The sequence below is a fragment of the Rhodococcus sp. PSBB066 genome (genome assembly GCF_017068255.1).
Classification (GTDB): domain Bacteria; phylum Actinomycetota; class Actinomycetes; order Mycobacteriales; family Mycobacteriaceae; genus Rhodococcus; species Rhodococcus aetherivorans.
On the sequence record NZ_CP070859.1, the window covers coordinates 646,451 to 667,142 of the forward strand.

The following is a 20,692-nucleotide window of genomic DNA, read 5'->3' on the forward strand; positions in this document are numbered from 1 at the left end:
CCTTTCCTCCCGGTCGCGCCTCCACCGTAGCGAGCGGCCCGACCCTCGATTCGAACTCTACCCTCACCGGAGGGTAGAGTTCTGCGGGTTCCGCGGACGAGACGATGCCGTCCCGCCCGCGCGGGGGCGTCGCCCCCGGCTTCTCATGGAAAGAAGACACGACTGTGACAACTCCTGCCGGGACAACTCCTGCCGGCAACGCGCCGGCGGTCCACGAGGCGGACGACGATCCCGTCCTCTCGGTGCGCGCCGCCCTGCGCTCCCCGAAACGCCTGAAGACCGAGATCCTGGCCGGCCTGGTCGTGGCCCTGGCACTGATCCCGGAGGCGATTTCGTTCTCGATCATCGCCGGCGTCGACCCGCGGGTCGGGCTGTTCGCCTCGTTCACCATGGCCGTGACGATCTCCATCGTCGGTGGCCGGCCGGCGATGATCTCTGCCGCCACCGCCGCGATCGCGTTGGTCGTCGCGCCGGTGGCCCGCGAGCACGGCTTCGACTATCTCGTCGCCACCGTCCTCCTGGGCGGCCTGTTCCAGGTGGTGCTGTCGGTCCTCGGAGTGGCCAAGCTGATGCGGTTCATCCCGCGCAGCGTCATGGTGGGCTTCGTCAACGCCCTGGCCGTCCTGATCTTCACCGCCCAGCTGCCGCACCTGATCGACGTCCCGTGGTTGGTCTACCCGCTGGTCGCCGTCGGACTCGGCGTGATGGTGTTCCTCCCCAAGCTCACTTCCGTGGTCCCGGCGCCGCTGGTGGCGATCGCGGTGCTCACCGCCGCCGTGCTCGCCTTCGGCTGGGACGTGCCGAACGTCGGCGACGAGGGTGCGCTGCCCGAGTCCCTCCCGGCGCTGTTCCTCCCCGACGTGCCGCTGACCACGCAGACCTTCGCGATCATCGCCCCCTACGCGCTCGCGATGGCCCTGGTCGGCCTGCTCGAATCCCTGATGACCGCCAAACTGGTCGACGACATCACCGACACCCACTCGAACAAGACCCGTGAGGGCTGGGGCCAGGGGGTTGCCAACCTGGTCACCGGATTCTTCGGCGGCATGGGCGGCTGCGCGATGATCGGCCAGACCATGATCAACGTCAAGGTCTCCGGGGCCCGCACCCGCATCTCCACCTTCCTGGCCGGGGTGTTCCTCCTGATCCTCGTCGTCGCCCTCGGTGACGTCGTCGCCCTGATCCCCATGGCCGCCCTCGTGGCGGTGATGATCATGGTGTCGGTCGCCACCCTCGACTGGCACAGCATCGCCCCGCGCACCCTGAAGCTGATGCCGCGCAGCGAAACCCTCGTGATGCTGGTGACGGTCGCCGCGACCGTGATCACCCACAACCTCGCGATCGGGGTGATCCTCGGCGTGGTCACCGCGATGGTGCTCTTCGCCCGCCGGGTCGCCCACCTGACCAGCATCGAGAAGGTCTCCGAAGCCGACACCGACCACGACGGCAAGGTCGACACCCGTGTCTACAAGGTGCACGGCGAGCTGTTCTTCGCCTCCTCCAACGACCTGATCTACCAGTTCGACTACGTGGGCGACCCGCGCAACGTCGTCATCGACCTGACCGGCGCCGACATCTGGGACGCCTCCACCGTGGCCACCCTCGACGCGATCCGGCACAAGTACGCCAACAAAGGTAAGAGCGTCGAGATCGTCGGCCTCGACGGCGCCGGCCTCGAACGCCTCGACCGGCTCTCCGGGCGACTCGGCGAAGGTCACTAGCTGCCGGTGTGCTCGCCTCGTCCATGCGGGCGCGTGCTCGACGAGCTGCGCACCGCCCGGCCGGTGCGAGTGGTGGATCTACCGGTTCCGAAGTCGCGCGGATCGACGCCGGAGTGTGGCCGACCGAGTGCGATCCCTCGGGGCACCTGCACACCCGGTGTTGGGCGGCCGTCGTTCTCGTCGCGAATCCGGATGTCGACGGCGCGCAGGAGCGGCCCCGCCACGACGAGCACACTCCGGCGTGGATGCTCGCCGTCTCCCCTGCCGCCCCACTCACCCTGCCGTCGTCGTCGCGGTGGGGTGTGGTCCTATCCGCGGACCTCGCGCAGCACCGGAGTCGCGGCGAACTCGGCGCGAGCGAGGGACCGGCGGTGCACCTGATCGGGGCCGTCGGCGATCTGCAGGAACCGCGCCTGCGAGTACAGCATTGCGAGCGGTGTGTCCTGGGACAGGCCCGCACCGCCGAAGATCTGGATGGCGTCGTCGACGATCTTCTTCACCGTCAGCGGCACCATGACCTTGGCGGCGGCGATGTCGTGCCGGGCGGCCTTGGCGCCCTCGACATCCATCCGCCACGCGGCGCGCAGCACCATCAGGCGGGCCGCATCCACCTGGATGCGTGCGTCGGCGACGGTGGCCTGCACGACCCCTTCGTCGGCCAGCGGCCTGCCGAATGCGACGCGGGTGCGCGCCCGCTCCGTCATCAGCGCGACGGCGCGTTCGGCCATGCCGATCAGGCGCATGCAGTGGTGGATCCGGCCCGGGCCCAGGCGGGCCTGCGCGACGGCGAAACCCTTGCCGCGCGGGCCGAGCAGGTTCGCCTTGGGCACCCGCACCCGGTCGAAGACGATCTCGCCGTGCCCGCCCTCGTGCCGGTCGTCGAACCCGAGCACGGACGTGGAGCGGACGATGTCCAGGCCCGGCGTCTCCATCGGGACCAGCACGATGGAGTGCCGGGATCCGGCCGGAGCGCCGGGATCGGTGACCCCCATGACCATCGCGACGCGGCAGTCCTCCCGCAGTGCGGCGGTGGACCACCATTTGCGTCCGGTGAGCACCCACTCGTCGCCGTCGTCGGCGATCTCGAGGCGGACGTTGCTCGCGTCCGAGCTGGCGACGTCGGGTTCGGTCATCGAGAAGCAGGACCGGATCTCACCTTCCAGCAGGGGGCCGAGCCACTGCTGCTTCTGGGCGTCGGTGCCGTAGCGGGCGAGCAGCTCCATGTTCCCGGTGTCCGGCGCGGCGCAGTTGAGCGCCTCCGGGGCGAGATGCGGGCTCCATCCGGTCAATTCGGCCAGCGGGGCGTATTCGAGATTGGTCAGGCCGGCCCCGCCCGCCTCGGGGAGGAAGAGGTTCCACAGCCCCTGCCGCTTGGCGGAAGCCTTGAGGTCGGCCATGATCGGCGGGGCACCCCAGTAGTCGGGCTTGCTCGCGAGCTGCTGCGCGGCGATCGGCTCGGCCGGCAGGATGCGTTCCTGCAGGAAGCCGGTGAGCCGGTCCTGCAGTTCGCGGACCTTGGGGCTGTATTCGAAATCCATTGTTGCTCCGATTCTGAGGGAGTGATCGCCTAGCGGCGCAGTTCGGGAAGGGCCGAGGTGGCAGCGAGATCGAGGGCGCGCCGGAGCAACGGCCCGACCATGTCGGCGATGCCGTCGAACCCCTCCCCCACCGTCTCGCCCCGGTCGTGGCGGGCACCGATGCCCTCGAGGATGACGGCGATCTTGAAGTCGGCGAAGACGGTGTACCAGTCGATGTCGGCGAGATCGATTCCGCGCGCGGCGGCGTAGCGCTCGAGCAGTTCCGTGCGGGTGGGGAATCCGTCGAGGGTGGCGAGGCCGCGGGTGATGGGGTTGTATGCCGCACCGGGAACATCCCAGAAGCTCAGCATGATTCCCACGTCGGCGAGGGTGTCGCCGAGGGTGGCCATCTCCCAGTCGAGCACGGCGGCGATGCGTCCGCGATCCTGCGGCGCGGCGAGGACGTTGTCGAGCTTGACGTCGCCGTGGACGATCCCGGGGTGGCGGGTCTGCGGCAGCGCGCGACGGAGCTTGTCGAGCAGCACCGCCACCTCGGGCCGGTCGACGCGGCGAGAGGCCTCCCACTGCTTCGCCCACCGGCCGAGCTGGCGCTCGAGGTAGCCGTCCGGACGGCCGAAGCTGCCGAGCCCGACGGCGTCGGGGTCGATGTCGTGCAGCGCGGCCAGGGTGTCGGCGAGCGAGAACCCGAGGCGGCGACGCTCGTCGGCGGTGAGGGCCGAGGCCTGTTCGACGGTGCCGACGGCCACGCCGTCGACGAGTTCCATCAGATAGAACTTCGCGCCGAGGATGCTCTCGTCCTCGCACAGGTGCACCGCGCGGGGCACGGGGACGGACGTGCCACCGAGGGCGTTGATGACGGTGAACTCGCGCCGCATGTCGTGCGCGCTGGGCAGCACGTGCCCGTACGGCGGTCGGCGCAGCACCCATGCGTGCTCGTCGTCGGCGAGCCGGTAGGTGGGGTTGGAGCGGCCACCGCCGATGAGGGAGGCGGTGAGCGCGCCGGTGACCTCACCGCCGAGTACGCGCTGCAGGTGGGCGGTCAGCGCGTCGAGATCGAGGTCGGCGACGGCGCCCGCAGGCGATGCAGTCATCGCGGATTCCTTCCTGCGTCGGCCTGTCGGCCAAACGATCGTTCGGATGACCTACAGAGTCGCCGAACGAGCGTTCGGTGTCAACACGGTCACCGACGGACGGGGATTCATCTGCGATAATGCCGATTCGAGAGGAAAATGCTGCAGCACCGAAGAGGCGGCAGCCGATCAATCGTTAGGAATCGGAGAGGCCGCCGTGACGGGGACGGTGCTGCACCATCGCCAGGGCCAGATCCGCGTAGCGGTCCGCGAGCTCCTCCGGCCGCAGCGGCCCGTCGGACCGCCACCAGGCGCACACCGACTGGCCCATGTTGATGATCCCGCGCACCGCATCGCGCGGGAACTCCACCTCGAAGGCCCCCTCCTCGACGCCCCGCTCGACGACGTCGCGGAACAGACCCTCCTGTTCGTCACGCAGCGCGACGACGAGCCGGCGGCCGGCCTCGTTCAGGCTGCGCAGTTCCGTCGCACCGACCAGCGCATCGAGCTGCCGGGTGGTGTGGAACATGACCCACGCGCGCACCAGCGCCTGCAGCTGCGCGTCCGGCGAACCCCCCGCCCGCAGCAACGCCCCGCGGGTCATGGCGATCGCATCGTGCAGCGCCCGGGTCATGATGTCCTGTAGAATCTCCTGCTTGGACTTGAAGTGGTGGTAGATCGAGGCGACGGTGATGTCGGCGTCCCGGGCGATGTCGCGCATCGAGGTGCCGTGGTACCCGCGCTCGTTCATGTTCCGCATCGCCGAGTCGAGGATCGCCTGCCGGCCGTTGCCGGTCCCGACCGTAGCCGCCTTCGCCGCGCACATCGTCAACTCCGTCCCGCCGGTCGTGAACCGGTGACAGCGTAGTCGCAGGGCACGGGCCGGGATCGGCCGGATCCGCACCGCGAACCCCGCGGATCTGCCGTCCCCGCGTGCCGGAACGACGAATTGTCGGTCCGACCTGGCAGCATCAGCCGCGGCAGCCTCGCCCGGGGCCGCTCACCATCGGACAACACAGGGGGCCGTCATGCCAGCACCCGTTCTCACCGACGAACAGCGCACCGCCGCACTCGCCAAGGCCGCCGAAGTGCGCAAGGCCCGCAGCGAGCTGCTCGCCGCCGTCAAGGCCGGAGAGCTCGACGTCTCGGCCGTGCTCGACAAGGCGGAGACCGACGAGGTCGTGAAGAAGACGAAGGTCTCGGCCCTGATCAAGGCGCTGCCCGGCGTCGGCGCGGTCAAGGCCGCCAAGCTCCTCGAGCAGCTGTCGATCCCGGACACCCGCCGCATCGGAGGCCTCGGCACCAACCAGCGTCAGGCGCTGCTCGACGCCACGACGGCCGCCTGACGCACCGTCCGACCCGACGCAGGTGTTCCCGCGCCCCGAAGTGGGAACACCTGCCCGGGCGCGTTCTGCGCCGACCGCGCGCTCCGCGACCGAGGAGACCGACGGACCGGGAGGAGCCGATGGGGACGACGTCGACGCCCGAATCGCGGCAGCGGCAGGATCGGCTGCTGTTCCGCTTCATGCTGCTCTCGCTGGCCGCCGCCGTGGTCACCATCGTCCTCAAGGCGAGCGCCGCATGGGCAACCGGCTCGGTCGGGTTCCTCTCCGACGCCCTCGAATCCGGGGTCAACCTCGTCGCCGCGGTGGTGGCGCTGATCGCACTGCGGGTGGCGGCCCGGCCCCCGGACGCCAGCCACCACTTCGGTCACGGCAAGGCCGAGTACGTCTCCGCCCTGGTCGAGGGTGCGATGATCTTCGTCGCGGCCACCGCGATCGTCTGGACCGCGATCGAACGCCTGATCAGTCCGATTCCGCTCGTCCAGCCCGGGCTCGGGCTGGCCCTGACGACCGTCGCCTCCCTGATCAACCTGGCCGTCGGGATCACCCTGCAGCGCGTGGGTCGCACGCACCGCTCGATCACACTCGTCGCGGACGGCAAGCACCTGTTGACCGACGTGTGGACCTCCGCCGGAGTGATCGTCGGCATCGTGCTGGTCACCGTCACCGGCTGGGAACCCTTGGATCCGATCGTGGCCCTCGTCGTGGGTGTCAACATCCTGTGGACCGGATACCGGCTGCTTCGCGGCTCGGTCAGCGGCCTGCTCAGCGCCGCCCTCCCCCAGCACGAACAGGACCAGGTCAACGCCGTGCTGGACCGGTTCCGCGCCGAGTGCCCGGTCGAGTTCGCGCCGCTGCGCACCGTCGAATCGGGCCGGCAACGCCAGGTGTTCGTCGTCGTGACCGTTCCGGGCGACTGGACCGTGCGGACCGCCCACGACATGGCCGACCGCATCGAGGCAGCCATCGACGCGGTGCTGCCGCACACCGAGACCTTCATCCACGTGGAACCGGCCACCGCCGGGCCCGGCAACGCCTGACCCCGGTCCGCCTCGTCACGGTCGTCGGCTCGGCTCGATCGGGTTCAACGCAACGCCGGCACCGACGGCCTCAGCCCACGGCCTTCTTCACGAGCGCGCTGATGCGCTGTTCTTGGGCTGCGGTCAGCTCCTTCAGGGCGTAGGCGATCGGCCACATGGCGCCGTCGTCGAGCGCCGCCTCGTCGCTGAAGCCGAGCGTGGCATACCTCGACCCGAACTTCTGCGCGCTCTGGAAGTGGCAGAGGATCTTGCCGTTTCTGGCGTACGCGGGCATCCCGTACCAGAGCTTCGGCGCGAGGTCCGGAGCGGCGGTCTTGATGATGTCGTGGATCCGCTCGGCGAGGACCCGGTCCGCTTCCGGCATCTCGGCGATCTTCGCGAGCACGTCCCGCTCCGCTGCCGCCTCCTTCTCCGCCCGCGAACCGCGCCGCGCCGCCGCCTTCTTCTGCTCCTGCGCGTGCTCCTTCATCGCGGCCCGCTCCTCGGCGGTGAATCCGTGGTACTGCTCGGCGCTCGCGCCGGAGTTCTCGGTGGACGACTTCGGTTGCTGCATGGCAGGTTTCCTCTCACGACAGGGGATGAGGCCGGTCAGGACTGTGCAGGCACCGCGGGCGGCGCGGGGGTGAGCGATGTGGCAGCCTCCCAGGCGAATCCGTCCGGGTCGATGAAGGGGCCGGCCGTGCTGCCGAGGACGATGCGGTGCGAGCCGGTGCCGTCGGCGGGGACGCCGAGGTCCTTGGCCAGGCCGCGACGCTTGTACAGCGCCAGCTTGACGGGGCTGGACTCGCCGGCAGTGAACTGGGCATACTTGCCGCCGAAGCTCTTGGCCACGGTCAGGCCCCGGCCGACGTAGAACTGCTTGCTGGCCTTGACGTCCTCTACACCGAGCAGCAGGACGATCTCGTCGATCTCACGGGTGGCCGGGCCGGTGTCCTTCTTCGCCGAGGTCGCGACCTTCCAGATCGTCCCGTCCGGGGCCTGGACGACGCCGCCGTAGCCCCAGAGCGACTTCGCGGCGGATCTGAGCACCGTGGCGCCGGCGTCCACGGCGGCGCCGAGGAAGCTGTCGACGGTGGCCGGCCGGGACACCGTGAGCGCCAGGGTGAAGCCACGGAATCCGGTGGAGTGCGACTCGGATGCCCGCAGGCGTAGGTACGTGTCCACGCCGAAGGCGGTGTAGAAGCGGTGGGCGGTCTCGGGGTCGGCCACCTCGAGGGTGACAGATGCGATGGACGTGTCGGATGCGGTGGTTGTCATGACCATCACGCTAGGGACTGCTTGCAGGCCGGGGCTTCTCGATTCCTGACCGGTCGTGCCACCTGCTTCGCCACACACGCCGGCATCCCGCCCGTCATGACCGCAGAGCCCGCATCGCCGGCCGTACCCGCAGCATCGTCATGGCCGGACGCAACATCCGCCGCCCGGCGCCGGAAGACGCCGGGCGGCATGCCGACCAGCTCGGTGAAGCGGGTGGTGAAGGTGCCCAGCGACGCGCAGCCGACCGCGAAACACACCTCGGTGACGCTGAGATCGCCGCGACGCAACAGCGCCATCGCGCGTTCGATGCGCCGCGTCATCAGGTACGCGTACGGCGACTCGCCGTACGCGGCCCGGAACTGGCGGCTGAGGTGCCCGGCCGACATGTGCACGCCACGGGCGAGCGCCTCGACGTCCAGCGGCTGCGCGTACTCCCGGTCGATCCGGTCGCGAACGCGGCGCAGCCGCGCGAGATCGGTCCGGCGCTGCGCGTCGGCGCGTGCACGCCGCCATTCTGGCTGACACATGAGAGCACTCCCCTCTCCGTCTTCCGCGCGGCCCTGGTGGGCCGTCGGCAGGGCGGGCACCTCTGCGACGGTGCGCTGCCGCCCTTGTTGCCGGTGGTCGCCGTGCCGGCCGGCACGGCCGCATCGACGCCCGTACGGCTCAGCGAAGCTCCTGGATGCGGACCATGTTGCCCGCGGGGTCGCGGAAGGCGCAGTCGCGGATGCCGTACGGCTGTTCGGTCGGCTCCTGGACGACCTCGGTGTCGCCGGCCTGCACCTTTTCGAACGTGGCGTCGAGGTCCCGGGTGGCCAGCAGGATCCAGCCGTAGGTGCCCTTCGCCATCATCTCGGCGATGGTGCGGCGCTCGTCGTCGGTGATGCCCGGGTCGGCGGCCGGCGGCGCCAGGAGGAGGGACGTGTCGGGCTGACCGGCCGGGCCGACCGTGATCCAGCGCATCCTGCCCTGCCCCACGTCGCTGCGGACCTCGAAGCCGAGGACGTCGCGGTAGAAGGCGAGCGACGCGTCCGGGTCGTCGTGCGGCAGGAAGCTCGTGTGAATGGTGATATCCATGACGAGCAGGTTAGGAGCGGCTCCGTGTCCCGCGCTTCTCGATTCCTGATCGATCCGGCCTCGTGGGGTGGGGCGGCCGGCAGCGCTGGGCAACTCCGCTGCGACGTGGCACGATCGCGTGGGTGACCAGCAGACCCGCTGACGCGCAGCGCCGGACCGATCTCGCGCGGCTGCGCCGCGTTCGCGACCGGATCGATCGGGAGTACGCGCAGCCGCTGGACGTCGAGGCGCTCGCCCGTGGCGTGCACATGTCGGCCGGGCACCTCAGCCGCCAGTTCCGGGCCGCGTACGGGGAGTCGCCGTACGCGTACTTGATGACGCGGCGCATCGAACGCGCGATGGCGCTGTTGCGTCGCGGCGATCTCAGCGTCACCGAGGTGTGTTTCGCGGTCGGCTGCGCGTCGCTGGGTACCTTCAGCACTCGCTTCACCGAATTGGTCGGTGTGCCGCCCAGTGTCTATCGGCGTCAGGCGGCGCGCACGGCGGCAGGGATGCCGTCGTGCGTCGCGAAGACGGTGACCAGACCGATCAGGAATCGAGAAGCGGGAGTCACCGAGCCGCACCTAGCCTGACCGCCATGGAGGTCACCATTGACTCGAGCTTTCCCTTCCCGGCAGATGGAGACACCATGAGCATGGCCACGAGGACGGACACGCGGTCGCCTGCGCCGCACGTTGCCGACAGTCACGATCTGATTCGCGTGCACGGTGCGCGCGTGAACAACCTCAAGGACATCAGCGTCGAGATCCCGAAGCGCCGGCTGACGGTGTTCACCGGCGTCTCCGGTTCGGGCAAGAGCTCTCTGGTGTTCGGCACGATCGCCGCGGAGTCGCAGCGGATGATCAACGAGACCTACAGCGCCTTCGTGCAGGGTTTCATGCCGACGCTGGCGCGGCCCGAGGTCGACGTCCTCGAAGGATTGACGACCGCGATCATCGTCGACCAGGAGCGGATGGGCTCGAACCCCCGCTCCACCGTCGGCACCGCCACCGACGCAAACGCGATGCTGCGCATCCTCTTCAGCCGGCTGGGGCAGCCGCACATCGGCTCGCCCAACGCGTACTCGTTCAACGTCCCCTCGGTGAAGGCCAGCGGTGCGATCACGGTCGAACGCGGCGCCGGCAAGACGAAGACCGAGAGGGCGACCTTCACCCGGCTCGGCGGCATGTGTCCGCGCTGTGAGGGGATGGGCGCGGTCACCGACTTCGACCTGTCCGCGTTGTACGACGACGGTCTGTCGCTCAACGAGGGTGCGCTCACGATCCCCGGTTACAGCATGGACGGCTGGTACGGCCGGATCTACCGGGGCTGCGGCTTCTTCGACCCGGACAAACCGATCCGCAAGTACACCAGGAAGGAACTGCACGACCTGCTGTACAAGGAGCCGACCAAGATCAAGGTCGAAGGGATCAACCTGACGTACGAGGGGCTGATCCCGAAGATCCAGAAGTCGATGCTGTCCAAGGACGTCGACGCACTGCAGCCGCATATCCGGGCGTTCGTGGAACGGGCCGTGACCTTCTCCACCTGCCCCGAGTGCGACGGCACCCGGCTCGGCAAGGAGGCCCGGTCGTCGAAGATCAAGGGGAAGAACATCGCCGACGTCTGCTCGATGCAGATCAGCGACCTGGCCGTCTGGGTCCGGAGCCTCGACGATCCGTCGGTGGCCCCGCTGCTCACCGGGCTGCAACACCTTCTCGACTCGTTCGCCGAGATCGGGTTGGGGTACCTCTCACTCGACCGGCCGGCGGGCACCCTCTCCGGGGGAGAGGCACAGCGCACCAAGATGATCCGCCACCTCGGTTCCTCGCTCACCGACGTCACGTACGTGTTCGACGAACCCACCATCGGCCTGCACCCGCACGACATCGCGCGTATGAACGACCTGCTGCTGCAGCTGCGCGACAAGGGCAACACGGTGCTCGTCGTCGAGCACAAGCCGGAGGCGATCGCGATCGCCGACCACGTCGTCGACCTCGGACCGCGCGCCGGCACCGAGGGCGGCGAGGTGGTGTTCGAGGGCACCGTCGAGGGGCTGCGTGCCAGTGGCACGCTCACCGGGCGGCACCTGGACGACCGCGCGTCGGTGAAGCCCTCGGTGCGGACACCGTCGGGTGTGCTGGAAGTGCGCGGCGCCGGCACCCACAACCTGCAGGACGTCGACGTGGACATTCCGCTCGGCGTGCTGGTCGTCCTCACCGGGGTGGCGGGCTCGGGCAAGAGCTCGCTGATCGACGGTTCGGTGTCAGGGCGCGACGGAGTGGTGTCGGTCGACCAGGGGGCGATCAAGGGCTCGCGGCGGAGCAACCCGGCGACGTACACCGGGCTGCTCGACCCGATCCGGAAGGCGTTCGCGAAGACCAACGGCGTGAAGCCGGCGTTGTTCAGCGCCAACTCCGAGGGCGCGTGCCCCGCCTGCAACGGCGCCGGAGTCATCTACACCGACCTGGGCGTCATGGCCACCGTCGAATCCACCTGCGAGGACTGCGAGGGGAAGCGGTTCCAGGCCGAGGTGCTGGAGTACACGTTCGGCCGCCGGAGCATCGCCGACGTGCTCGCGATGCCGGTGGCCGAGGCCGAGGAGTTCTTCGGCGCCGGCGAGGCGAGGATCCCGGCGGCCCACAAGATTCTGCAGCAGCTCGCCGACGTCGGGCTCGGCTACGTCACCCTCGGCCAGCCGCTCACCACGCTGTCCGGCGGTGAGCGGCAGCGACTCAAGCTGGCCACCCGGATGGCCGAGAAGGGCGGCGTCTACGTCCTCGACGAGCCGACAACCGGCCTCCACCTCGCCGACGTCGAGCAACTGCTCGGCCTGCTCGACAGGCTCGTCGACTCCGGCAAGTCGGTCATCGTCATCGAGCACCACCAGGCGGTCATGGCGCACGCCGACTGGATCATCGACCTCGGCCCCGGCGCCGGCCACGACGGTGGCCGGATCGTCTTCGAGGGCACGCCCGCCGACCTCGTCACCACCCGCTCCACCCTCACCGGCGAGCACCTCGCGGCCTATGTCGGCGCCCGGCCGGGCCCGTCGCGGACACCGTGAGACGAGTTCGCCCGACCGGTGCCGACGCCCTCGGCGTCAGTTGGGGCGGACGGTGAGGATCTGGGACACGGTGCCGACGGGGCCGTGCGTGTCGTGAAGGACGCTGCTGGTCAGCCCCAGGCCGTCGGGACCGAACGAGACGGTGGTGTCGAAGCCGAGCCAGTCGCCACGGGGTTCGGTGAACAGGTGGGCGGTGAGGTCGACGTTGGGAAAGGCGACGTCGCTCGGGGACACGCGTACGGTCATGCCGTTGGCGATGTCGAACAGTCCCGCGGCACCGGCCAGCGCGCTGACCTTCTCGTCGAGCACGAGGGGCAGCGGCGTGCGCACCCAGTACGCCGCCCGGCCGGGCTCGAGCTGGATGCGGCGGATCTCGGTGGAGGCGATGAACCCGCCCGGCCACACCGTCGAGGCGTCCCAGGGAGCCATGGCGTCGGGCGGGTCGATCCGCGGCAGCGACGTCGCCTCCAGCGCGGGGGTGGGGCGGGATTGCATGAGCCAGGCCCGCAGCCGTACGACGGCGCGACCGTCGTGGGCGAGGACGGCCTCGACGAGCTCGATGGTGCGCCCGGGACGCAGGACGGTGACGGTGGTCTCGACCGTGTCGACCGGGACGGTGCCGAGGATGTCGTAGGACAGGCGGCCGACGACCAGTCCGTCGTCGCGGCGTGCGTCACGGTCGCATTCCACGGCGTGCACCAGCAGACCCAGTGCGGGCGCGATGTGCTGCTCCTGCGGGTTCCAGGCACCGCTGACGTGGTGGGTCGGCCGGAACGCGGTCGGACCGATCCGTTCGAAGTAGGCCATCTGCTGCTCCTTGCGCGGGGTCGGTGACTCATCCGGACATGATCCCAGTCGATCACGACCCTCTTCGGACCGGACGGGTGTCGCGCAGAGCGACGACAGCCCGCCCCCTGGTCGGCCAGGGGGTGGGCTGCCGTGTATTTCGGACGGTGCGGGATCAGGCGGGGACGTGGGCCTCGGCCCAGGCGTTGTAACCGCCGAGCAGGTCCGAGACGTTGTCGAAGCCCTGCGCCCGCAGCAGCGACGCGGCCACACTCGAACGCCACCCACCGGCGCAGTGCACCACGATCGGCTTGCCGGTCGGCACCTGCCCGAGCCGGGTCCGCAGCTGCGCCAACGGGATCGGCACCGCCCCCGGAATCACCCCGAACTCGCGTTCACCGGGATTGCGGATGTCGACCAGCGTCACCGCATCGGCGGCGAGCCACTCGTCGAGCTGCGCGACGGTGGTCCGCGGGGCGGTCTGCACCAGATCCGCCAGCTCCGCCGGGAACACCCCGTCGTGATCGACGGTGAGATAACCGGCCGCGTTGTCCGACCCGATCCGGGCCAGCCGCACCGCCGCGTCCTGCTCCTCCCCCGGATAGGTGATCAACACGATCTTCTCCCCCACCTCGGCGACCATCCCGCCGGTCTCGGCGAACCGGCCGTCGAACCCGACGTTGACCGACCCGCGCAGATGCCCCGCCGCGAAGTCGTCCACACCGCGCGCATCGAGCACCCGGGTCCCGGCGGCCAGCTCCGCCCGCACCCGCGCCGGGCTCAGCTCCGGGATGGTGCGCCCCCGATCGAGCAGCGGATGCACGCTCTTGTTCAACCCGGCATCGACCGAGAAGTAGGCCGGCGCGGCCGGCTGCCCCTCGGTGACCAACGCCACGAACGCCTCCTCGCTCATCGGCTGCACCGACGGATTGCTCACCCGCTGCTCCCCGATCGTCGAGGTCAGCTCCGTCGACAGGTTCTTCCCGCACGACGAGCCGGCACCGTGCGCGGGCAGCACCGTGACCGCATCGGGCAGGGTCAGCAGCTTCTCGTGCACCGTGTGGTACATCGCCCGCGCCAGATCCTCGGTCGACGAATCCCCCAGATTCACCAGGTCCGGACGGCCCACATCACCGATGAACAACGAGTCCCCGGTCAGCACCGCGGCCGGGGTCGCCCCCGGATGCTCGCGCACCAGCACCGAGATCGACTCCCAGGTGTGCCCCGGGGTGGCCAGGATCTCGAGGTCCACCTCCCCGAGGGACAGGTGCTCACCGTCGCGCAGCCGCCGGATCGGGTAGTCCGCCTCGGCGGCCTCCCCGAACCCGATCCACGCCCCGGTCGCCTCGAGCAGCTCCAGATGCCCGGAGACGAAATCCGCGTGGAAATGCGTGTTGATCACACCCTCGATGCGCAGCCCGTGCCGCGCGGCGTCGTCGAGGTACTCGGTGACATCGCGGCGCGGATCGACCACCACCGCCCGGCCGGTGCCCTCGTCACCGATCAGGTACGACGCGTGCGACAGGCACTCGATGTAGTACTGCTCGAGAATCATCGTGGTTCCTCCGTATGGGTCGATTTCGTCCTCGATATGGACAACCCTGCCACATACCCCCTAGGGTATGTCAAGTACCCCATGGGGTATCCCTTCGAACCTCGTCCCCTACCGCAGGAAGCACAGCGATGAACACTCCCGTCGACCCCGTCCCCAGGACCGCCGTCACCCCCGAAGCCGATACGCAGGTGCTGCACCGGCTGCGCCGCGCGCAGGGGCAGCTCGCCGGCGTGATCGCCATGCTCGAGTCCGGCCGCGAGTGCCGGGACGTGGTGACCCAGCTCGCCGCCGTCTCCCGGGCGCTCGACCGCGCCGGGTTCAAGATCGTTGCCGCGCAGCTTCGTCGGTGCATGCTCGACGAGGAGGACGACACGTGCCCGGACCGGCTCACCGAAGAACAGCTCGAGCGCCTCTTCCTCGCCCTGGCCTGAGGGAGACCGCCCGACGACGACGTTCGCGACGTGGTGGCGCGATCAGCGCCGTCGGGCCCTGACCACCGTGTCGTGCACGGTGACGGCGCGTCCGTCCGGGTCGGTGACCGACCGCGCGACGGCGGCCTCGGTGACGACGTCCCAGCCGTCGGGATCGAGCAGCGCCACGACGTCCGCTCCCGTGAAGAACAGCTCGGGCCGCGGCGGGCGCGGCACGGTGGTCTGCAGGTCGGAGGGGTGATGCCCGACGACCAGGAGGGTGCCGCCGGGAGCGACCGCCTCCGCGAGCCTTCGAAAGAGGACGTCGCGTTCCGGTGGCGGCAGGTGCATGTACTGCGCGGAGACCAGGTCGTACCGCCCCCAGCCCGGATCCCACGCGGTGAGGTTCTCGTGCAGCCAGGTGATGCGCCCGGCGATCTCGGCGCCGGCCCGATCCGCGTGCTCGGCGGCGCGCTGCAGGGCGACGCCGGACACGTCCACGCCGTCGACCCGCCAGCCGCGCCGCGCGAGCCAGATGGCGTCCGCGCCCTCGCCGCAGCCGACGTCGAGGGCGAGGCCGGGCTCGAGTTCGGCCGCCTCCCCCACGAGGTGACGGTTCGGCTCACCGCTCCAGAGCGCGGGACGGGAACGGTAGCGCTCGTCCCAGAGTTCTTCGTCGAGTTGGTTTTCCGGCACTGCGACTCCTTCGGTCGTCGGTACGGGTGGTCGGGCGCGTCAGTCGCGCAGCGGGAAGCCGATGCGGGACAACAGCTTGCGGGGACGAGACACCGGCGCCGGGAGCAGTTCGCCGGCTCGCTCGGGGAATTCCCGCTCGATCGCGGCCTCGATCTCGCGCACCCCGGGGTTGACCAGGGCGACCCGTCCCACGAAGACGGTCGGCACGGTCTCGTCGCCGCCGGTGACCGCACGGACCCGCCCCGCGGCCGCGCGGTCCTGCCAGATGTCGATCTCGCGGGTGTCGATGCCGCGTCGGCGCAGGGCCCGGCGCAGCCGCGAACAGAACGGGCACCCGGGTCGCCACAGCACTTCGATCCCGTCGACGAAGTCCGCCGATGTCATCTCCTCGCTCCTCTCACAGCACGTCCCGCCCAATATACCGGAGGGGGTATATTTCCTCCGGTGTTGCGCACGGTCTCGTACCGACGCGGCTCGGAAGGTCTCGAACTCGCCGATCCGCCCCGGCGGTGACTTTCGACCCTTCCCGGCCGCGGTCCACGAGCGCACGGTGAAGGCAACCGCGACCTGCTGCGGGATGGGAGGAACGTCGTGACCGCCTGGATCATCCTCGCCGCCGTGCTCCTCGTCGTGGTGATGTTCGTGTTGTCGCAGTCGGTGCACGTCGTCACCCAGTACGAGAAGGGCGTGCTCTTCCGGTTCGGCCGGCTGATCGGGGTGAAGGAACCCGGCCTGCATCTGATCATCCCGATCGTCGACCGCCTCACGAAGGTGTCGTTGCGGATCGTCACGATGCCGATCCAGTCCCAGGGAATCATCACGCGCGACAACGTCAGCGTGGACATCTCCGCAGTCGCCTATTTCCGTGTCATCGACGCCGTGAAGTCGGTCGTCGCGATCGAGAACGTCGCCGCTGCGATCGATCAGATCGCCCAGACCACGCTGCGCAGGGTGGTCGGCCGCCACACCCTCGACGAGGCGTTGTCGGAGACCGACGTCATCAACGTCCACATTCGAGAATTCCTCGACGTGTCCACCCTCGAATGGGGCGTGGAGGTGACCCTGGTGGAGTTGAAGGACATCCAGCTTCCCGACAGCATGAAACGCGCCATGGCACGTCAGGCCGAGGCCGAGCGGGAGAAGCGCGCCAAGATCATCGCGGCGGAAGGTGAGTCGATGGCGGCCGCCGCGCTCGGAGACGCCTCCGACACGATGATGGCTCACCCCCTGGCCCTGCAACTGCGCAACCTGCAGACCCTGGTGGAGCTGGGGGTCGAGAAGAACACCACCGTGGTGTTCCCGGCCCCCATGATGAGTGCCATCGGCGAACTGAAGACCTTCCTCGAACACGAAGCCACCGCGGCAGCGGCAGCGGCCGTCCAGCGCACACCGGTGGCGTCCACCTCCGGCCTCGTCGGCAACGGCACGTCGGCATCCGTCGCGGTGGCCCCCACCGCGTCGGCGCGAGGAGGGTAACGGCCATGACGGGACTCGACGGCGGATCGGTAATAGTCACCGGTGGCAGCCGCGGCATCGGCGCCGCCGTCGCCACCGCGCTCACCGGGGAGGGCGCCGGCGTCGTCGTCGCCGACGTGCTGGACGACGAGGGCACCCGGCACGCGGCGACGGTGGGAGGCGGCGCGACGTTCGTGCACCTCGACGTGACGAACGAGGAGCAGTGGGTGGAGGCTGTGGCCGCAGCCGAATCGATCGGTCCGTTGCGGGCCCTGATCAACAACGCCGGCATCTTCGTGCCGGGCACGATAGAGGCCCAGGACCGGGCCGACTTCGAGCGCGTACTGCAGGTCGACCTGGTGGGCGCCTGGCTCGGCATGCACGTGGCGGGGCCCGCGCTCCGGCGCGCACACGGTGTCGTCGTCAACATCTCGTCGACAGCCGGGCTCACCGGCTACGCGGGGGCCGGCGCCTACGTGGCGAGCAAGTGGGGCCTGCGCGGCCTCACCAAGACGGCGGCGCTCGAATTCGCTCCCGACGGGGTCCGGGTGTGCTCGGTTCATCCCGGACCCATCGACACGCCGATGACGGCGGGGATGGACCGCGGCATCGCCGCCACCCAGCCGATCCCCCGCTTCGGCAGCCCCGACGAGGTGGCACGGATGGTGCGGTTCGTCGTCACCGAGGCCACATACTCGACCGGATCCGAATTCGTCGTCGACGGGGGCGCCACCACCGGCACGGTGCTGAACCTCGAGACGACAGATCCGGCTGCGGCGCAATAGCGCACGAACCGAACATCCATGACGGACCCGATCGAGCAGGAGCTCCCCGCTCCGGACCCCCAGGAATTCCTCGACCGACTCCTTCGGGACCTGCGCTCGTCCCGGAAGGGAATCTCGACCCGCGCAGCGCAGCGACGGCTGACGGTCAGCGGGCCGAACGAACTGGTACGCCGCCCCGGGGAAGGCTGGATCCGCGAACTACTGCGGCAGTTCACCCACCCGCTGGCCCTGCTGCTGTGGGTGGCAGCCGCGCTTGCCGTGGTCTCGGACTCGGGGCCGCTGGCGGTCGCCATCGTCGTGGTGATCGTGATCAACGCGGCCTTCGCCTTCGTGCAGGAACGGCACGCCGAACAGGCCGTCGAAGCGCTCGCCGCATACCTACCCCAGCGGGCCCGCGTGCTGCGGGACGGCCGGGAAACCGAGATCGACGCCCGTGACCTCGTCCCCGGCGACGTCATCATCGTATCCGAGGGCGACCGCGTGTCCGCCGACGCGCGCCTGCTCACCGGTTCCCTTGAGATGGACACGTCCACGTTGACCGGAGAGTCGGCGCCGGTCGCGGTCGCCGTCGACACCGGTGACAGCCACGTTCCCCTCATCCATGCCCGCGACGTGGTGTTCAGCGGAACGACGTGCACCGCCGGCGAAGCGACCGCTGTAGTGTTCGCCACCGGAATGCACACCGAACTCGGCCGCATCGCCGCGCTCTCCCAGCGCGCAGGACACCAGGACAGTCCCCTCGAGCGGCAGGTCAAGCGGGTGGCCCGGCTGATCGCCCTGGTCGCCGTCGGGATGGGCCTGGCATTCATCCCGCTCGGCACGCTCATGGCCGGGCTTTCACTCACCGACGCCCTCAACTTCGCAATCGGCCTGATCGTGGCGAACGTGCCCGAAGGACTGCTGCCGACGATCACGCTGGCCCTCGCGGTGGGCGTGCGCACGCCGGCGCGCCGGGGCGCGCTCGTCAAGCGCATCTCCGCGGTCGAAACCCTCGGCTCCACGAGTGTGATCTGCACGGACAAGACCGGCACACTGATCCTCAACCGCATGAGCGTCCGCCGGGTCTGGACGACCGACGGGATGCTCGGATTCGACGGGTCGCCTCCCCGGGCCGGCTGCGGGCCTGACGCGCGGCGAGGCCGAGCGTGGCCTGACTCTGCTCGGTCTCGCCGCGATGATCGACCCACCGCGGCCCGAGGTGCCGGACGCCGTCGCCCGGTGCCATTCCGCCGGAATCCGGCTGATCGGTGTCACCGGCGATCACGCCCTCACCGCCCGCGGCATCGCCGAGAGCGTGGGCATCGGCAAGGGCGGCCTGCGCGTCGTCGGCGGCGACGAGGCCGACGCGATGACCGACGACGAGCTCGACGCCGTCCTCGCCTCGACCGCCTACGCGCTCAACGGTGGTGGGATTCCGCTCCCGCTCACGATCATGCAGATCCTCGCCGTGGATCTCGGGACGGAAACGCTCCCGGCCCTCGCCTTGGGGCGGGAACCGGCCGAGCCGGGACTGATGCAGCGCCCCCGCGGCCGCGGTCGCAGTCGGTGATCGACGGGCCCATGCTGGCCCGCGCCTGGGGACTGCTGGGCGGCGTATCGGCGGTACTCGTGATGGGCCTGCTTCTGCTGACGCTGGTCTCGGGTGGATGGACCTTCGGCGCCGACACGAGTTCCGGCCCGCTGCATCACACGTGGCAGCAGGCGACGACCATGACGTTCCTCGAAATCGTCGCCTGCCAGATCGGCACCGCCGTCGCCGCCCGCACCGGCCACGCCTCGCTGGCCGAGATCGGCTTCACCACCAACCCGCTCCTGCTGTGGGGTATCGCGTTCGAAGTGGTGTTCGCCGCCGCTGTGGTGGCCGTCCCCCTGTTGCAGGACGTCTTCGGGACGACGCTGCCCGAGCCGTGGCAACTGGCACTGCTGCTTCCGTTGCCGGTGCTCGTGTGGGGGTGTGACGAGGTGATGCGCGCGATACTGCGGAGCAGGGCGGCACGAAGGTCCGTCGCGGGCACCGACCGAGTCGGGGAAACGAAGGCATCGACGTCGATGGAGTGATTCAATGGCCGGGTGTGCAGATGGATGGCCTACTCGGGCGAGCCGATCCTCGTGGAGGATCTGCTGTTCAAGCCCGAGCATTCACTCATCGACCAGAGCCTGCACTCCCATCTCGGAGCCACCACCACCAACGGTGACGGATTCGGAATCGGCTGGTACGGAATAGGTTCCGAACCGGCGATGTTCAAGAGCATCGATCCGGCGTGGAACAACCACAACCTGCGGGAGATCGCCGGGCAGATCCGCACCCCGCTGCTGTTCGCGCACGTGCGGTCCTCGACCGGCACGCAGGTGCAGCGCAGCAATTGCCACCCGTTCCGGCACGAGGAATGGCTGTGGATGCACAACGGCGAGATCCTCGGCTTCCGGGACATCAAGCGGGAACTGATGATGGCCGTGGATCCGTCGCTGTACCCGGACATCGCGGGTACCACGGACTCCGAGGTGCTGTTCTTCCTCGCTCTCACGTTCGGTCTCCGGGACGATCCGTTCACCGCGGTCGGCCGTGCGGTCGGGATGGTCGAGAAGGTCGCCCGCCACCGCGGGATCGACGATCCCGTGCAGATGACCGTGGCCACCACGGCCGGCGACACCATCTGGGTGTTCCGCTACTCCAGCGAGGGCCGGACCCGGTCGCTGTTCTACTCCACCGAGGTCGCCAAGCTCCGCGAGCTGCACCCCGAGGTGGAGATGTTCCATCGTCTGGGCATCGACGCCCGGTTCGTCGTGTCCGAACCGCTCCGCGATCTGCCGGGCGCATGGAACGAGATGCCCGAGTCCTCCGCCGCCGTGGTCGGCCCCGCGGGCAACGACATCCGGCCGTTCCGGCCGCTCGAGCCCGTCTGACGCGAGAGG

Annotated in this window: 20 protein-coding genes and 2 pseudogenes; 11 read left to right on the forward strand and 11 right to left on the reverse strand. The window is 69.7% G+C overall.

Features of this window, described 5'->3' with window-relative positions; translation table 11 throughout:
• Positions 1 to 164: 164 nt before the first annotated feature.
• Complete coding sequence (locus JYA75_RS02995; protein WP_044476383.1) at positions 165 to 1,721, forward strand: SulP family inorganic anion transporter; 1,557 nt, start codon at positions 165 to 167, stop codon at positions 1,719 to 1,721.
• A 308-nt stretch (positions 1,722 to 2,029) separates the two neighbouring features.
• Here JYA75_RS02995 and JYA75_RS03000 read toward each other — a convergent pair whose 3' ends face one another.
• The 3 genes from JYA75_RS03000 to JYA75_RS03010 form a co-directional block, all read right to left on the reverse strand.
• On the reverse strand, positions 2,030 to 3,259 hold the full coding sequence (locus JYA75_RS03000; RefSeq protein WP_006944558.1) for an acyl-CoA dehydrogenase family protein: 1,230 nt from the start codon (positions 3,257 to 3,259) through the stop codon (positions 2,030 to 2,032).
• Positions 3,260 to 3,288: 29 nt separating this feature from the next.
• Positions 3,289 to 4,350 carry a phosphotransferase family protein gene (locus JYA75_RS03005; RefSeq protein WP_043798781.1) on the reverse strand — a complete coding sequence of 354 codons (1,062 nt, stop codon included), beginning with the start codon at positions 4,348 to 4,350 and terminating at the stop codon, positions 3,289 to 3,291.
• 175 nt (positions 4,351 to 4,525) lie between these two features.
• Positions 4,526 to 5,155 (reverse strand): TetR/AcrR family transcriptional regulator, encoded by a 630-nt coding sequence (locus JYA75_RS03010; RefSeq protein WP_044476384.1) that lies wholly within the window; start codon positions 5,153 to 5,155, stop codon positions 4,526 to 4,528.
• Positions 5,156 to 5,357: 202 nt separating this feature from the next.
• Here JYA75_RS03010 and mihF point away from each other — a divergent pair, with 202 nt between their 5' ends.
• Complete coding sequence (mihF, locus tag JYA75_RS03015; RefSeq protein ID WP_161996612.1) at positions 5,358 to 5,675, forward strand: integration host factor, actinobacterial type; 318 nt, start codon at positions 5,358 to 5,360, stop codon at positions 5,673 to 5,675.
• Between the two features lie 119 nt (positions 5,676 to 5,794).
• The gene (locus JYA75_RS03020; protein WP_006944562.1) at positions 5,795 to 6,712 is read left to right on the forward strand and encodes a cation diffusion facilitator family transporter; all 918 of its coding nucleotides are present in this window, start codon (positions 5,795 to 5,797) and stop codon (positions 6,710 to 6,712) included.
• A gap of 70 nt (positions 6,713 to 6,782) precedes the next feature.
• Here JYA75_RS03020 and JYA75_RS03025 read toward each other — a convergent pair whose 3' ends face one another.
• The 4 genes from JYA75_RS03025 to JYA75_RS03040 form a co-directional block, all read right to left on the reverse strand.
• Positions 6,783 to 7,265, reverse strand: coding sequence for a DUF1801 domain-containing protein (locus tag JYA75_RS03025; protein WP_203329676.1), 483 nt, complete (start codon positions 7,263 to 7,265; stop codon positions 6,783 to 6,785).
• Positions 7,266 to 7,300: 35 nt separating this feature from the next.
• Positions 7,301 to 7,969: a glyoxalase gene (locus tag JYA75_RS03030; RefSeq protein ID WP_203329677.1), complete on the reverse strand. Its 669-nt coding sequence runs from the start codon at positions 7,967 to 7,969 to the stop codon at positions 7,301 to 7,303.
• Positions 7,970 to 7,974: 5 nt separating this feature from the next.
• Positions 7,975 to 8,496, reverse strand: coding sequence for a helix-turn-helix transcriptional regulator (locus tag JYA75_RS03035; protein ID WP_203330142.1), 522 nt, complete (start codon positions 8,494 to 8,496; stop codon positions 7,975 to 7,977).
• Between the two features lie 139 nt (positions 8,497 to 8,635).
• Complete coding sequence (locus tag JYA75_RS03040) at positions 8,636 to 9,046, reverse strand: VOC family protein (protein WP_029546974.1); 411 nt, start codon at positions 9,044 to 9,046, stop codon at positions 8,636 to 8,638.
• Positions 9,047 to 9,168: 122 nt separating this feature from the next.
• Here JYA75_RS03040 and JYA75_RS03045 point away from each other — a divergent pair, with 122 nt between their 5' ends.
• Both JYA75_RS03045 and JYA75_RS03050 read left to right on the forward strand, forming a co-directional pair.
• Positions 9,169 to 9,618: a helix-turn-helix transcriptional regulator gene (locus JYA75_RS03045; protein ID WP_203329678.1), complete on the forward strand. Its 450-nt coding sequence runs from the start codon at positions 9,169 to 9,171 to the stop codon at positions 9,616 to 9,618.
• Between the two features lie 62 nt (positions 9,619 to 9,680).
• Positions 9,681 to 12,092, forward strand: coding sequence for an excinuclease ABC subunit UvrA (locus JYA75_RS03050; protein WP_203330143.1), 2,412 nt, complete (start codon positions 9,681 to 9,683; stop codon positions 12,090 to 12,092).
• Positions 12,093 to 12,128: 36 nt separating this feature from the next.
• Here JYA75_RS03050 and JYA75_RS03055 read toward each other — a convergent pair whose 3' ends face one another.
• Together JYA75_RS03055 and JYA75_RS03060 are read right to left on the reverse strand one after the other, a co-directional pair.
• Complete coding sequence (locus tag JYA75_RS03055) at positions 12,129 to 12,899, reverse strand: thioesterase family protein (protein ID WP_203329679.1); 771 nt, start codon at positions 12,897 to 12,899, stop codon at positions 12,129 to 12,131.
• 154 nt (positions 12,900 to 13,053) lie between these two features.
• Entirely contained in the window at positions 13,054 to 14,433 is a 1,380-nt protein-coding gene (locus JYA75_RS03060) for an MBL fold metallo-hydrolase (RefSeq protein WP_203329680.1), read from the reverse strand.
• A 128-nt stretch (positions 14,434 to 14,561) separates the two neighbouring features.
• Between JYA75_RS03060 and JYA75_RS03065 the strand changes: the two genes are divergently transcribed.
• Positions 14,562 to 14,864: a metal-sensitive transcriptional regulator gene (locus JYA75_RS03065; RefSeq protein WP_006940428.1), complete on the forward strand. Its 303-nt coding sequence runs from the start codon at positions 14,562 to 14,564 to the stop codon at positions 14,862 to 14,864.
• A gap of 42 nt (positions 14,865 to 14,906) precedes the next feature.
• Here JYA75_RS03065 and JYA75_RS03070 read toward each other — a convergent pair whose 3' ends face one another.
• Both JYA75_RS03070 and JYA75_RS03075 read right to left on the reverse strand, forming a co-directional pair.
• Complete coding sequence (locus JYA75_RS03070; protein WP_203329681.1) at positions 14,907 to 15,539, reverse strand: class I SAM-dependent methyltransferase; 633 nt, start codon at positions 15,537 to 15,539, stop codon at positions 14,907 to 14,909.
• Between the two features lie 39 nt (positions 15,540 to 15,578).
• A complete protein-coding gene (locus JYA75_RS03075) occupies positions 15,579 to 15,923 on the reverse strand; it encodes a glutaredoxin domain-containing protein (RefSeq protein ID WP_050034355.1) in 345 nt (114 codons plus the stop codon).
• A gap of 207 nt (positions 15,924 to 16,130) precedes the next feature.
• Between JYA75_RS03075 and JYA75_RS03080 the strand changes: the two genes are divergently transcribed.
• From JYA75_RS03080 to JYA75_RS03095, 5 genes and pseudogenes are all read left to right on the forward strand, one after another.
• On the forward strand, positions 16,131 to 17,015 hold the full coding sequence (locus tag JYA75_RS03080; RefSeq protein WP_203329682.1) for a slipin family protein: 885 nt from the start codon (positions 16,131 to 16,133) through the stop codon (positions 17,013 to 17,015).
• Between the two features lie 5 nt (positions 17,016 to 17,020).
• Positions 17,021 to 17,779: an SDR family oxidoreductase gene (locus JYA75_RS03085; protein WP_168578899.1), complete on the forward strand. Its 759-nt coding sequence runs from the start codon at positions 17,021 to 17,023 to the stop codon at positions 17,777 to 17,779.
• 18 nt (positions 17,780 to 17,797) lie between these two features.
• Positions 17,798 to 18,790 (forward strand): annotated as a pseudogene (locus tag JYA75_RS28680) (HAD-IC family P-type ATPase); the annotation flags it as partial.
• Between the two features lie 421 nt (positions 18,791 to 19,211).
• Positions 19,212 to 19,837, forward strand: a pseudogene (locus JYA75_RS28685) (cation-translocating P-type ATPase C-terminal domain-containing protein).
• A 24-nt stretch (positions 19,838 to 19,861) separates the two neighbouring features.
• Positions 19,862 to 20,683 (forward strand): class II glutamine amidotransferase, encoded by an 822-nt coding sequence (locus JYA75_RS03095; protein ID WP_168580493.1) that lies wholly within the window; start codon positions 19,862 to 19,864, stop codon positions 20,681 to 20,683.
• Positions 20,684 to 20,692: the final 9 nt, after the last annotated feature.